Source organism: Bacillus sp. RC252 (genome assembly GCF_044909215.1).
In the GTDB taxonomy this organism is placed as follows: Bacteria; Bacillota; Bacilli; order Bacillales; family Bacillaceae_G; genus Bacillus_A; species Bacillus_A mycoides.
The window spans coordinates 89,532-102,753 of the sequence record NZ_JBIYDV010000003.1; the positions used below are offsets into that span (position 1 = coordinate 89,532).

General features: G+C 36.3%; 13 protein-coding genes. 3 read left to right on the forward strand and 10 right to left on the reverse strand.

Going from position 1 to position 13,222, the window contains the following annotated elements:
- Window positions 1–66: 66 nt before the first annotated feature.
- Together ABH960_RS05580 and ABH960_RS05585 are read right to left on the reverse strand one after the other, a co-directional pair.
- Window positions 67–1,293, reverse strand: a complete 1,227-nt coding sequence (locus ABH960_RS05580; RefSeq protein ID WP_404443463.1) for an ABC transporter permease — start codon at window positions 1,291–1,293, stop codon at window positions 67–69.
- 2 nt (window positions 1,294–1,295) lie between these two features.
- Window positions 1,296–2,180 (reverse strand): ABC transporter ATP-binding protein, encoded by an 885-nt coding sequence (locus ABH960_RS05585; RefSeq protein ID WP_404443466.1) that lies wholly within the window; start codon window positions 2,178–2,180, stop codon window positions 1,296–1,298.
- A gap of 353 nt (window positions 2,181–2,533) precedes the next feature.
- Here ABH960_RS05585 and ABH960_RS05590 point away from each other — a divergent pair, with 353 nt between their 5' ends.
- Window positions 2,534–3,361: a 5'-nucleotidase, lipoprotein e(P4) family gene (locus ABH960_RS05590; protein ID WP_404443469.1), complete on the forward strand. Its 828-nt coding sequence runs from the start codon at window positions 2,534–2,536 to the stop codon at window positions 3,359–3,361.
- 28 nt (window positions 3,362–3,389) lie between these two features.
- On the opposite strand, the gene motB is transcribed toward ABH960_RS05590, so the two are convergent.
- A complete protein-coding gene (motB, locus tag ABH960_RS05595) occupies window positions 3,390–4,178 on the reverse strand; it encodes a flagellar motor protein MotB (RefSeq protein WP_002184884.1) in 789 nt (262 codons plus the stop codon).
- A complete protein-coding gene (gene motA, locus ABH960_RS05600; RefSeq protein ID WP_002129301.1) occupies window positions 4,168–4,962 on the reverse strand; it encodes a flagellar motor stator protein MotA in 795 nt (264 codons plus the stop codon). Before motA ends, motB begins: the two co-directional genes overlap by 11 nt.
- A gap of 254 nt (window positions 4,963–5,216) precedes the next feature.
- Here motA and ABH960_RS05605 point away from each other — a divergent pair, with 254 nt between their 5' ends.
- A complete protein-coding gene (locus tag ABH960_RS05605) occupies window positions 5,217–5,996 on the forward strand; it encodes a M15 family metallopeptidase (protein ID WP_404443473.1) in 780 nt (259 codons plus the stop codon).
- A 36-nt stretch (window positions 5,997–6,032) separates the two neighbouring features.
- Here ABH960_RS05605 and ABH960_RS05610 read toward each other — a convergent pair whose 3' ends face one another.
- The 4 genes from ABH960_RS05610 to sdhC all read right to left on the reverse strand — a co-directional run bounded on the left by ABH960_RS05610 (window position 6,033) and on the right by sdhC (window position 9,909).
- A complete protein-coding gene (locus ABH960_RS05610; RefSeq protein WP_002015410.1) occupies window positions 6,033–6,476 on the reverse strand; it encodes an acyl-CoA thioesterase in 444 nt (147 codons plus the stop codon).
- 245 nt (window positions 6,477–6,721) lie between these two features.
- Window positions 6,722–7,483: a succinate dehydrogenase iron-sulfur subunit gene (sdhB, locus tag ABH960_RS05615; RefSeq protein ID WP_002088861.1), complete on the reverse strand. Its 762-nt coding sequence runs from the start codon at window positions 7,481–7,483 to the stop codon at window positions 6,722–6,724.
- Window positions 7,476–9,269 carry a succinate dehydrogenase flavoprotein subunit gene (gene sdhA / locus ABH960_RS05620; protein WP_002034228.1) on the reverse strand — a complete coding sequence of 598 codons (1,794 nt, stop codon included), beginning with the start codon at window positions 9,267–9,269 and terminating at the stop codon, window positions 7,476–7,478. Before sdhA ends, sdhB begins: the two co-directional genes overlap by 8 nt.
- Before the next feature lie 13 nt (window positions 9,270–9,282).
- On the reverse strand, window positions 9,283–9,909 hold the full coding sequence (gene sdhC, locus ABH960_RS05625) for a succinate dehydrogenase cytochrome B558 (RefSeq protein ID WP_002015407.1): 627 nt from the start codon (window positions 9,907–9,909) through the stop codon (window positions 9,283–9,285).
- Between the two features lie 298 nt (window positions 9,910–10,207).
- Here sdhC and ABH960_RS05630 point away from each other — a divergent pair, with 298 nt between their 5' ends.
- Window positions 10,208–10,657, forward strand: coding sequence for a YslB family protein (locus tag ABH960_RS05630; protein ID WP_219303619.1), 450 nt, complete (start codon window positions 10,208–10,210; stop codon window positions 10,655–10,657).
- Window positions 10,658–10,772: 115 nt separating this feature from the next.
- Here the strand turns inward: ABH960_RS05630 and uvrC are convergent, their stop codons facing one another.
- Both uvrC and trxA read right to left on the reverse strand, forming a co-directional pair.
- On the reverse strand, window positions 10,773–12,557 hold the full coding sequence (gene uvrC / locus ABH960_RS05635) for an excinuclease ABC subunit C (RefSeq protein WP_002129304.1): 1,785 nt from the start codon (window positions 12,555–12,557) through the stop codon (window positions 10,773–10,775).
- Window positions 12,558–12,705: 148 nt separating this feature from the next.
- Complete coding sequence (gene trxA, locus ABH960_RS05640) at window positions 12,706–13,020, reverse strand: thioredoxin (RefSeq protein WP_000974757.1); 315 nt, start codon at window positions 13,018–13,020, stop codon at window positions 12,706–12,708.
- Between the last annotated feature and the right edge of the window lie 202 nt (window positions 13,021–13,222).

Below are 13,222 nucleotides of genomic sequence, written 5' to 3' on the forward strand. Positions count from 1 at the left end.
TTACTGCCCGTTAATGCGGGGTAAAGAAAAAGCATGATTCCATTAGAAAATCATGCTTTCCCTCTATTATTGACGCTTTATAAATTTCGCTAAATCTTTAAACTTCACTTTATCAGAGTAATTCATTACACCATTTACATAGATACGACTTGTAACAGCATTTAATATACCAATTGTCGCCAATAAAACTACTAATGTTATCGTAATCTCTAGCATACCTGCTTCACCGGCTACAATCCGCGAGAAGGTGACCATCGGTGTGAAAAACGGAACATACGAACTTACAACAACAATAGTACTATTTGGATCACTTAATGATTTAATACTAATGAAGAATGCAGCCATGATCAAAATCATTATCGGGAAAGATACAGCTTGTAAATCCTCTGTCTTAGACACAACAGCTCCAGCCGCAGCGTACATCATCGCATAAAGTAAATACCCCGTAATGAAATAAACAAGAAACATACTTATAACCTTTGCATCTAATTTTGTAAAGTCAATTGGAACACCAAGTAATGAAGCACTTTCTAAATCGACCCAACCTAACAAATAAGGAATAAGATAACCACACGCCAATATTACAAGTTGTAATAACGCCGTTGAAACAACCGCCAAAATTTTCGCATACATCATCGTAAGAGGCTTTACTTTCGGAAGCATTACTTCCATTACACGTGACGCCTTTTCAGATGCAATATTCATTGCGATTGTATTTCCGAAAGCTACAATAAACATATACAAAGCAAATGTAAAGAAATATGCAATTCCGAAAGAAGATGTACGATCTTTTATCGCTTCTTGCTTCACTTGAATTTCTGCTTGTAATTGCTGCGCAATTTCTGGTGAAACATTATTTTTTGCAACCGTCACCTTCGTATATTGTTGTTTTAAATAACCCGCCATAATCGCAGAAGTCGCTTGGCTTGGAAATCCATTATACATATATGTAACTGCTGGAGTCCCATCCTTTTCCGTCACATGGAATAGACCATCTAAATCTCCCTCTTCTACTTGCTTATGTAGTTTATCAAAATCATCTTTTGAACCGACCGTTATTTTTGCTGATGGCAATAGCTTATTTAGCTCTTCTTTTTGTACTTTGTATGTGGAACTCTCTACTACAACTGCAATTTTATCTTTATCCTTATTTTTATCATCGCCTGAAGTAAAATGATTAAATGCAAAAATCCCAAACACAACCAAAAATAAAATCGCACTCGTAATTAATGATTTTTTAGATAAAAATGCTTCTTTAAAATAAAATGAAAATACATGAGAAAATTTACGCATCTTTATTTCGCCCTCTCTACAAAGATTTCGTTTAACGTCGGCTCTAACATTTTAAATTGTCGTAAACCAACACCTTGTTCTTGCAACTGTTGCAAAATCTTTAGAGCTTCTGCATCGCCTTGTACTTTTACATAAAGAAGGCCTTGTTGTTTTTCATACGGAACGTGTATAGCTTTTAATCCCTTTTCATTCTCTACTGTATCTTCAATCGTTAAATTACGAAAACCGTATTCTTTCTTAATATCACTTAACTGTCCTTCTACAACCGCTTCGCCTTTTTTCAAAATACATACATGTTGGCAAAAAGCCTCTACTTGCTCCATACGGTGACTTGATAAAATAATTGTCTTTCCGTCCTGTACTTGTTCTCCAATAATACTAGCTAGCATTCCCGCATTAACTGGATCAAGTCCGCTAAATGGTTCATCTAAAATAAGAAGTTCTGGATCATGAAGAAGAGCAGCAATCAATTGAATTTTTTGCTGATTCCCTTTCGAAAGTTCTCCCGCCGTTTTAAATTTATATTCTGGAATTGCTAAGCGTTCTAACCAGTGATCAATTGCAAGATCCACTTCTTTTTTCGTCATTCCTTCTAATCTGCCAAAATATCGCAACTGATCTATTACTCTACTTTTTGTATATAATCCTCTTTCTTCTGGTAAATATCCAATTGTTACCCCGCTATCACCAAATGATTTTCCATCCCACGTAATAGAACCTTCATTTGGCGTTAATAAACCTAGTAACATTTTAATTGTCGTTGTTTTCCCTGCACCATTTCGGCCAAGTAACCCTAACACTTCACCTTTCGGTAACGAGATTTGCAAACCATTAACTGCTTTAGATTCTCCGAATATTTTTGTTAAGTTTTGAATTTGTAAACTCAATGTATAAAGCCTCCCCTTTAGTATCATTCGTACCCTCTGTTAAAGCCTATGATTGTTCAGAATGAAATATAGTACTATATTTCATTCTCTTATATGTATCACTACATCTAACCCATCATTTGTTTCATTTAGTTAAAATTGTAAATAAAAATCCTGTTTTTGTCAATTATAATTGTCATTACGACAATAAAACTTGTCAAAATAATTATTATTATTTAACCCATCTTTCTAATATAGGACAAACTACTACATATACAAAAGACAATATGCAAATGTTCATAAAAAAAAATATAAAAAGCATTATATTTTAATATATAATATTAAATGATTTACTAACATCAAGGAGGATACATATGAAGATGAAGAGGGGTATTACCACTTTATTATCTGTAGCCGTTCTTTCCACATCGCTTGTAGCATGTTCAGGAACAGCTGAGAAAACAGTGGCGAAAGAAGAAAAAGTAAAATTAACAGACCAGCAATTGATGGCTGATTTATGGTATCAAACAGCTGGTGAAACGAAAGCACTATACTACCAAGGATATAATATTGGTCAATTGAAGCTTGATGCAGCTCTTGCAAAAGGCACAAACAAAAAACCTGCTATCGTACTTGATTTAGATGAAACTGTTTTAGATAACAGTCCTCATCAAGCAATGAGCGTAAAAACAGGAAAAGGCTATCCTTATAAATGGGACGATTGGATTAGTAAAGCTGAAGCTGAAGCTCTTCCAGGCGCGATTGATTTCTTAAAATATACAGAGTCTAAAGGTGTAGATATTTACTACATCTCAAATCGCAAAACGAATCAACTAGATGCAACTATTAAAAACCTTGAGCGCGTAGGGGCTCCTCAAGCAACGAAAGAGCATATCTTATTACAAGATCCGAAAGAAAAAGGGAAAGAAAAACGTCGTGAACTTGTTTCTCAAACACATGACATCGTCCTATTCTTCGGTGACAACTTATCTGATTTCACTGGTTTTGATGGAAAATCTGTAAAAGATCGCAATGAAACAGTGGCAGAATCAAAAGCACAATTTGGTGAAAAATTCATCATTTTCCCTAACCCAATGTACGGTGACTGGGAAGGCGCTTTATACGATTATAATTTCAAAAAATCAGATGCAGAAAAAGACAAAATTCGTCATGAAAACTTAAAATCATTTGATGCAAAATAACAAAGAGGATGGCTTGCGCCATCCTCTTTTATTGCATATTTCTTGTTAAAGGCAAGATAAACACTTCAACACGTCTATTTTTCGCTTTTCCTTCTGGCGTATCATTTGGTGCAATTGAGCGGTATTCTCCATAACCAACTGCACTAAATTTTTCTGGTTGCAATTCTTTATTTTGGAGTAACACCTGCATGAAATTAACTGCACGCTGTGTACTTAACTCCCAGTTTGATGCAAACTGAGCATTTGCGATAGGAACCGTATCTGTATGACCCGACACTGTAATTTCACGAGGTGATGCTGAAACAAGTAGGTTAGACATCTCTTTTGCAATCCCTAACGATTCCAACTTCACATCTGCTTTCCCTGAATCAAATAGTACATTTTCTAATATCGTTAACATTAATCCTTTTTCAGTTAACTTAGTTTGAAAAGAAGAGGATAATTGTTTCTCATTAATATATTGATCAATCTTTTTTTGTAATGCTTTCAACTCATCCATTTCTTTTTTTTCTTTAGCTCTATCTTCCGCTTGTTTTTTTGCTTGTTCTGCCTCAAGGCTATTTGCTGATAATTCTTTTTCCTCATTTGGTTTTTGATCGCTTAAAAATTCTTTATTTCCTGTTCCACCGGCTAACTCACTTCGAAAAGCAACTGCCATCTGTTTAAACTTCGCAGCATCTATACTACTCATTGCGAATAATACGATGAACAATGCAAATAACAACGTTAACATATCAGAATATGGAATTAACCAAGTTTCATCGATATGCTCATCATGTTTTTTCTTTTTACCTCTTCTATTTTTCTTACTCCGCATTTTTTTCTGCTCCTTTTTCTAGCTTTTTACGCTCAGTTGCAGAAAGTGCACCTAAAATACGGTTCTTCATAATAAACGGATATGTACCTTCTTGTAACATTAATAAACAATCAATAATTAAACGTTTCTTCTCTAATTCAGCAGCAGACTTTTGCTTCAATTTGTTTGCAAATGGATGCCATAATACGTAACCTGAAAAAATACCGAAAATCGTTGCAATAAACGCACCTGAAATAGCATGCCCTAGCTTTTCAATATCAGTTAAATTTCCAAGTGCAGCTACAAGACCAATAACAGCACCTAAAACCCCTAGTGTAGGTGCATATGTACCAGCTTGCGAAAAAATAGCAGCCCCTTTTGCATGTCTCTCTTCAATCGCTTCTAATTCGGCTTCTAAAATTTGTTCTAAATCCTCTGCAGATACACCATCAATAACAAATTTCATACCACGCAAAAGAAATTCATCTTCAATTTCATCTAATTGTTGCTCTAAAGACAAAATACCGTATTTTCTACTCTCAGATGTCCAATGAACAAATAATTCTAGCAATTGTTCATAACTTAAATCTTTTTTATTTGAACCAAAAAGAACTTTAAATAATTTTGGAACTCTTTTTAGTTGATTCATCGGAAATGCAATACACACTGCAGCAAATGTACCGACGAAAATAATTAGTGCTGCCGCAGGGTTTAGTAAGGCTGTTATGTCAGCACCCTTGACGACCATTCCTACTACTACTGCCAACACTCCTAAAATGATTCCAATAATTGTTGCAAAATCCATTCCCATTCACTCCTAGTCTATACAAGAAGTCCTTTATTCTTAATAATCGCTACATCTTCTTATATACATATATTACATAAAAAATGAACTTCATGAAAGATAATAAATGAATTATATGAAAAAACACTACATTTTCTGACATTTTCTTTGCGTTTCTATTACGTTATGACTCTTATATTTCTTTTTCAATAAACTAGACTTATAATAAAAACGATACATATTTTATTAAGAAAGGACAGTGATTACAAGGTATCATGAAAAAGATAATAATTATTTCTGTCACTACTATTGTAATCGGTATCACATCTTTCGCTTACTTTGGTTCTAAATCACCACTGCAAAATGAGGCGAAAGCTGTCGAAAGTCAAAAACATAGTAACCATCCAAAAGAAGAGATTCCTGCTTTCCCAAAAGCTGATCATAATGCAAAGAAACTAGATGATAATTTTTCCGTTGTAACAAACCCAGATTCTGCTCTTGTGTTAGTCAATAAACATCGTAAATTACCAGATGGGTACATTCCAGAAGATTTAACGAAACCGAACGTACCATTTACTAGTCCAAAAGATAAAGAGAAAACATTACTTCGCAAAGATGCTGCAGACGCTCTTGAAAAAATGTTCCAAGCAGCGAAAAAAGAAGGTTTAGAACTTACAGCAGTTTCAGGTTACCGTTCTTACAAACGCCAACAGTCATTACATAATACATATATTAAACGCCAAGGAAAAGCTGAGGCTGATTCGGTAAGTGCAATTCCTGGAACAAGTGAGCATCAAACTGGTCTAGCAATGGATATTAGCTCAAAATCCGCCAAATTCCAATTAGAACCAATTTTCGGAGAGACAGCAGAAGGAAAATGGGTTGCAGAACATGCCCATGAGTTCGGATTTGTCATTCATTATTTAGAGGATAAAACAGAGACAACAGAATATTCATATGAACCGTGGCACTTACGCTACGTTGGCAATCCATATGCCGCATACATATATAAGCACCACCTAACATTAGAAGAGGCAACGAAGGACAAAAAATAAGAGAGCGAATCGCTCTCTTATTTTTCTTTTATTCTATTATTGTAATAATTCCTTCCATTCCTCAGGCCACGGTTCGCCTCTTCCAGTTTTTTTCGATGCTTGGACCATCATACCGCGTCCAACTAAACAAACTTCTCCTTCTGCATTTTTGACCATATAGTGTAAATCTAAAGAGGAATTCCCAACCGCTCCCGCCTTTACATATACTTTCAACTGCTCATCAAAATAAATTTGTTTAATAAAATTGCATTGTAGATCTGCGACGACTATCATCGTTTCTGATGATTCATGTGTCCATTCTTGCATAAATCCGAGTTCTTTAAACAATGCGATACGCGCTTCTTCAAAATATGTAAAAGCAACGACATTATTTACATGTCCAAACATATCTACTTCACCAAAACGAACTTTGACAGGATTATAAAATGAAAAACCACTTTCCCATTGCTCAAAGTCTTCAATATAAGAAATTCTCTTCATCGTTCCCTCTCCTTTTCGCCCTTAAAATAAAGTGAAACTTTAATCAGTGGGGGTTTTGTTCATCCCCCACTGATTATTAGTTGAATCAATCGGGCGTTTACGGGCAGTTGATCTCCCACCTAGCTTCTTTGCTCCACCTGAATTTTGAGGTGGGAGTTTTACTGCCCGTTAATGCGGGATAAACAGAATAAACAGAAATATAAAGTTATAAATATTGCCTCTTCAACATGAAGAGGCAATATTTATTAATAGTTATTGTCGCTACCAAAGAAATCTTTGAACGATTGAATTGTTGTATCACGGTTTAATGCTGCAATTGAAGTTGTTAATGGAATACCTTTCGGACATGATTGCACACAGTTTTGAGAGTTACCACAGTTTGCAAGTCCTCCATCACCCATAATTGCACGTAAGCGATCTGCTTTATGCATTTCACCAGTTGGATGCGAGTTAAATAAACGCGCTTGTGAAAGCGGTGCTGGTCCAATAAAGTCAGACTTACTGTTTACGTTCGGACATGACTCTAAGCAAACACCACATGTCATACATTTCGAAAGTTCATATGCCCATTGACGCTTTTTCTCTGGCATTCTTGGACCTGGCCCTAGGTCGTACGTACCGTCGATTGGAATCCAAGCTTTAACACGTTTTAACGCGTTAAACATACGGCTACGGTCAACTTGTAAATCACGTACAATCGGGAATGTCTTCATCGGCTTTAAGCGAATTGGTTGCTCTAACTGGTCAATAAGGGCTGTACATGATTGACGTGGTTTTCCGTTAATCACCATCGAACATGCTCCACATACTTCCTCTAAGCAGTTCATATCCCATGCGATCGGAGTTGTTTGGTTCCCTTTTGAGTCGACAGGATTACGGCGAATTTCCATAAGCGCCGAAATAATATTCATATTAGGACGATATGGAATTTCAAACTCTTGGTCAAACTCTTGTGCATCTGGGCCATCTTGTCTCGTAATGATGAGGCGGATTGTTTTCTCAGACATGTTGTTTATCCCCCTTCTCTTCACCCTTAGCAGCTACATCATGTTTTGAGGAATAGTCACGTTTACGTGGTTTAATTAATGAAACATCCACTTCTTCGTAATGGAATGCTGGTGCCTTTCCTTCTCCCTCAAATTTCGCCATCGTAGTTTTTAAGAAGTTTGCATCATCACGATTTGGGAATTCTGGTTTGTAATGCGCTCCGCGGCTTTCATTACGGTTATATGCGCCAATTGTAATAACACGTGCTAACTCGAACATATTTGCAAGTTGGCGTGTAAATGAAGCACCCTGGTTACTCCATCTTGCTGTATCGTTAATGTTAATGCGTTTGTAACGCGCCATTAACTCTTCAATTTTCGCATCAGTTTCTAGTAACTTTTTATTTTCACGAACTACTGTAACGTTATCTGTCATCCATTCTCCAAGCTCTTTATGAAGAACATATGCATTTTCGTTACCATCAAGCATTAAAATATTGTTAAATTTCTCTGTTTCGATTAATTCATTTTGCTCATATACAGTAGATGAAACAGCATCAGATGATTTAGAAAGACCTTTCATATACTCAATTGCGTTCGGTCCTGCTACCATACCACCGTAAATTGCTGATAATAATGAGTTCGCACCAAGGCGGTTACCACCGTGCATAGAATAATCACACTCACCTGCTGCAAATAAACCTGGAATACTTGTCATTTGCTTATAATCAACCCATAATCCGCCCATTGAATAGTGAACTGCTGGGAAGATTTTCATTGGTAGTTTACGAGGATCATCACCTGTAAATTTCTCATAGATTTCAATAATTCCACCAAGTTTAATATCTAGTTCTTTCGGATCTTTATGAGAAAGATCTAAGTACACCATGTTTTCACCGTTAATACCTAGTTTTTGCTCTACGCAAACATCAAAGATTTCACGCGTTGCAATATCACGAGGTACAAGGTTTCCGTAAGCTGGATATTTTTCTTCTAAGAAGTACCATGGCTTACCATCTTTATATGTCCAAACACGTCCACCTTCACCACGTGCAGATTCACTCATAAGACGTAACTTATCGTCTCCAGGAATTGCCGTTGGATGAATTTGAATGAACTCACCGTTCGCATAATATGCACCTTGTTGATATACAGCAGACGCTGCTGTACCTGTATTAATAATAGAGTTTGTTGATTTTCCAAAGATGATACCAGGGCCCCCTGTTGCCATAATCACGGCATCAGCTTGGAAACTTTTTATCTCCATAGTTTGTAAGTCTTGCGCGACGATTCCTCGGCACACACCTTCATCATCTACAACAGCTCGTAAGAAATCCCAACCTTCATATTTCGTTACAAGTCCTGCTACTTCATGACGACGTACTTGCTCATCTAATGCATATAGTAATTGTTGACCAGTTGTTGCGCCAGCAAATGCTGTACGATGATGTTGTGTTCCACCGAAACGACGGAAATCCAGAAGTCCTTCTTCCGTACGGTTGAACATAACACCCATGCGGTCCATTAAATGAATAATACCAGGTGCTGCATCACACATCGCTTTAACTGGTGGTTGGTTCGCTAAGAAGTCCCCACCATAAATTGTATCGTCAAAGTGGATCCATGGAGAATCCCCTTCACCTTTTGTATTTACGGCACCGTTAATTCCACCTTGGGCACATACAGAATGTGAACGTTTTACTGGTACTAAAGAAAATAGTTCAACATTTACTCCTGCTTCTGCCGCTTTAATCGTTGCCATTAAGCCGGCCAAGCCACCGCCGACTACTATAAGTTTCCCTTTCATGCTCTCCCACTCCTTACTGGTTTGCTAGCTGTGGATCGATGAACGCTAATAATGCACTCACACCTACATAAGATAGACCTAAGAAAATAGCTAATGTTACATAAGTAGAGATTCTTTGTGAACGTGGAGATACTGTAATTCCCCAGCTTATGCAGAATGTCCATAGTCCATTTGCAAAGTGGAAAATTGTTGAAACAACACCAACTAAATAGAAACCAAACATAAATGGGTTGTTTAAAATATCTGCCATCATATCATAGTTTACCTCTTTACCTAACAATGCTTGAATACGAGTTTCCCAGACGTGCCAAGAAATGAAGATCAGCGTAACGATACCTGAAATTCGTTGGAAGACGAACATCCAGTTACGGAAATAGCCGTAAGATACCGCATTGTTCTTAGCTGTAAATGCAATATATAAGCCATATATAGCATGGTACAGTATAGGTAAAAAGATGATGAAAATTTCTAGCGCATACCGGAATGGAAGGAGCTCCATAAAGCCTGCGGCTTTGTTAAAAGCCTCTGCTCCTCTTGTTGCAAAGTTGTTTACAATTAAATGTTGCGTCAAAAAGACACCAACCGGGATGACCCCCATTAATGAGTGCCACTTACGAAACGTATACTCGCGGCCTTTCATGTCCCCATTACCCCCTTGAATGTTTGACTGCTGTTTTCAGATTAATTTACAACAATAATGTTTTTTCACTATTGGCATAAGAAAAACTGAAAAAATTATTCAAAATATTTCAGCATAATTTGATTCCAAGTTCATTTTACCCCTATTTTTGTCGAAGCGTCAAGAAAACGTATACATAATTTGCATATAATTTGCCAATTCTTTTTTTTTCTTATATATTCAGATTTACCCAAAGAAAAATCTGTTTTTATAAATGAAAAATGTTATATAATAATCCCTATAGAAAGAGGGGAATATTGTGAGCAAAAATACAATCGATATAACATCTTTAGAAGATGTTTCATTGAACGCCTTCGCTTATGAATTGCTACGTGAAGAATTACTACCTGATTTAATTGGTAACGATTTAGATGGTATTTTATACTGGGCCGGTAGAAACCTTGGGAGAAAATATCCGCTAGAAACAATTGAAGAAGTCATTCAGTTTTTTGAAAAAGCTGGTTGGGGCACTTTAAGCATCATTGAACATAAACGTCGTGAAATGCAGTTTCAACTTAAAGGTACACTTATTACTGAGCGTCAAAAACAAAAAAGACATTCATCTTATCAATTAGAAGCTGGATTTATCGCCGAGCAAATTCAAAGACAAAGAAACGTCGTTGCAGAGTCCTATGAGGAACAGAAAAAACGTTCAGACTCTATTACATTTCTTGTTAAATGGGATATAAAAGATCTCATTGAAGTGTAGCATCTACTTACAGTCAACTAGACATATAAGTTTAGTTGACTTTTTTGTATATTCATTCAGGTGAGTTTATTTTAAATCTTCAGAAATTATACCAAAAAACAGAAGACGTTGTAAACTACAACGTCTTCTTATCTGTTAAATAAGTATATATCATCTCTGCAACATTTTTCGGCATACCTGCTTCGACAAATTCAGCTATGGAAGCTTCTTTCATCTTTTTTAACGAGCCAAAATGTTTTAACAATACCTTTTTTCGTTTATCGCCGATTCCTGGAATATCATCCAATGCTGATTGAATGACCGATTTCCCGTGCAACTGGCGATGGAATGTAATTGCAAATCTATGCACTTCATCTTGAATGCGTTGCAATAAATAAAATTCTTGGCTATTCCTCTCAAGCATCACAGGTTCAGGCGGATCTCCAATGATTAAATGTGATGTTTTATGTTTGTCATCTTTTACAAGCCCTGCCATTGGAATATATAATCCGAGTTCATTCTCCAGAACATCACTTGTAGCGGCCAGATGGCCTTTTCCACCATCAATAATGATTAAATCTGGTAAAGGTAAATTTTCTTTAAGCGCCCTCGTATAACGGCGTCTTACAACTTCCCTCATAGACTCGTAATCATCAGGACCTTGAACCGTTTTAATTTTATATTTCCGATATTCTTTCTTCGCTGGTTTCCCATCGATAAAAGCAATCATTGCGGAAACGGGATTTGTCCCTTGAATATTCGAGTTATCAAACGCTTCAATACGATATGGGGTTTCAATGCCCAGCTGCTTCCCTAAATTATCAATGGCTTTAACCGTCCGCTCTTCATCACGTTCAATTAAGTGAAATTTCTCTTCTAGTGCAATTTTTGCGTTTTTATTTGCTAATTCTACAAGGTCTTTTTTCTTCCCACGCTTCGGCTGTGTCGCTTCAACTTCTAAAAAGCGCTCTACTAATTCTGAATCTATACTTCCTGGAACAACAATTTCCTTCGGCTTGAAATGACTACTGTTTTCATAAAATTGACCGATAAAAGTTAAAAATCCCTCTTCTGGTTCATCATAAATCGGGAACATAGAAACATCACGTTCAATTAGCTTTCCTTTTCGAACGAAGAAAACTTGAACACACATCCACCCTTTATCAACTGCATATCCAAACACATCACGATCCACTAAATCACTCATAATCATCTTTTGCTTTTCCATAATTGCATCAATATGAGCAATTTGATCTCGCAACTCTTTCGCCCGTTCAAATTCTAGCTTTTCTGAAGCCTCATACATCTTCGTTTCTAATTCTGAACGAATTTCTTTATGCCCACCGTTTAAGAATTTAATAATTTCATCAACAATTTCTTTGTTTTGCTCATCCGTTACTTCTTTCACACAAGGTGCTAAACATTGACCCATATGATAATACAAGCAAACTTTATCTGGCATATTTGAACATTTACGAAGTGGATACATACGATCTAATAATTTCTTTGTTTCATGTGCCGATTGCGCATTTGGATAAGGCCCAAAGTACTTTCCTTTATCCTTTTTTACATTTCGCGTAATGAGTAAGCGCGGCTGTTTTTCAGCTGTAATTTTAATGAAAGGATATGTTTTATCATCTTTTAATTGAATATTATATTTTGGATCATATTTTTTTATTAAATTTAACTCTAAAATAAGAGCCTCCAAATTTGAGGAAGTCACAATATATTCAAAATCAACAATTTCTCCAACAAGCCGAAGTGTTTTCCCATCATGCGAACCAGTAAAGTACGAGCGCACACGATTTTTGAGTACCTTTGCTTTTCCGACATATATAACCGTTCCCTGCTTATCCTTCATTAAATAACAACCAGGTTGATCGGGCAAAATTGCTAACTTCTCTTTTAAATGCTCGTGCACTCGTCTCCCTCCATTTCTACATGCTTATCATTTTTATTTTCACATAAAAACATACTATGCCAAAACACCCAACATACGTTCTTTTATTGTAACGGAAAGGTTGTAAAAAAGAAAATAAAAAAAGCTACCAAATGGTAGCTTCTTTATTTTAGAAGTGTTTAGAAACTAATTCTACTAACGCTTCTTTCGGTTTATATCCTAACGCTTGATCAACCACTTTACCGTCTTTTAATACGAAAAGAGCTGGAATGCTCATTACTTCGAATTGACGAGCAGTTTCTTGGTTTTCATCAACGTCCACTTTTACTACTTTTACTTTCTCGCCTAACTCTGAATCGATTTCCTCTAATACAGGAGCGATCATTTTACAAGGTCCGCACCAAGGCGCCCAGAAATCTAATAGTACAACACCTTCGCTAGTTTCAGCTGCGAAGCTTTGGTCATTTGCATTTATAATTGCCATTTTATTTCCTCCTTCAAGTATATTCTACCAAGAGTATATCATTAACTTTTATACGTGGCGAATATTATGTATCGTTATGTATTGTAACAAAAAAATGTTCCTTTATACTATATAAAAATATGGATGAAATACTAAAAAGATGAGAGACAGGGGATCTCTCACCTTTTTCTATATATAGGGGTACTTCACTTGGAACTCAAGG

What these genes read in the sequence shown, in the direction of transcription:
- motB (WP_002184884.1), bottom strand. Translation starts at nt 4,178, where the DNA reads ATGCGGAGTAAGAAAAATAGAAGAGGTAAAAAGAAAAAACATGATGAG.
- sdhB (WP_002088861.1), bottom strand. Translation starts at nt 7,483, where the DNA reads ATGTCTGAGAAAACAATCCGCCTCATCATTACGAGACAAGATGGCCCA.
- ABH960_RS05605 (WP_404443473.1), top strand. Translation starts at nt 5,217, where the DNA reads ATGAAAAAGATAATAATTATTTCTGTCACTACTATTGTAATCGGTATC.
- ABH960_RS05590 (WP_404443469.1), top strand. Translation starts at nt 2,534, where the DNA reads ATGAAGATGAAGAGGGGTATTACCACTTTATTATCTGTAGCCGTTCTT.
- trxA (WP_000974757.1), bottom strand. Translation starts at nt 13,020, where the DNA reads ATGGCAATTATAAATGCAAATGACCAAAGCTTCGCAGCTGAAACTAGC.
- sdhC (WP_002015407.1), bottom strand. Translation starts at nt 9,909, where the DNA reads ATGAAAGGCCGCGAGTATACGTTTCGTAAGTGGCACTCATTAATGGGG.
- ABH960_RS05580 (WP_404443463.1), bottom strand. Translation starts at nt 1,293, where the DNA reads ATGCGTAAATTTTCTCATGTATTTTCATTTTATTTTAAAGAAGCATTT.
- motA (WP_002129301.1), bottom strand. Translation starts at nt 4,962, where the DNA reads ATGGATTTTGCAACAATTATTGGAATCATTTTAGGAGTGTTGGCAGTA.
- ABH960_RS05610 (WP_002015410.1), bottom strand. Translation starts at nt 6,476, where the DNA reads ATGAAGAGAATTTCTTATATTGAAGACTTTGAGCAATGGGAAAGTGGT.
- sdhA (WP_002034228.1), bottom strand. Translation starts at nt 9,269, where the DNA reads ATGAAAGGGAAACTTATAGTAGTCGGCGGTGGCTTGGCCGGCTTAATG.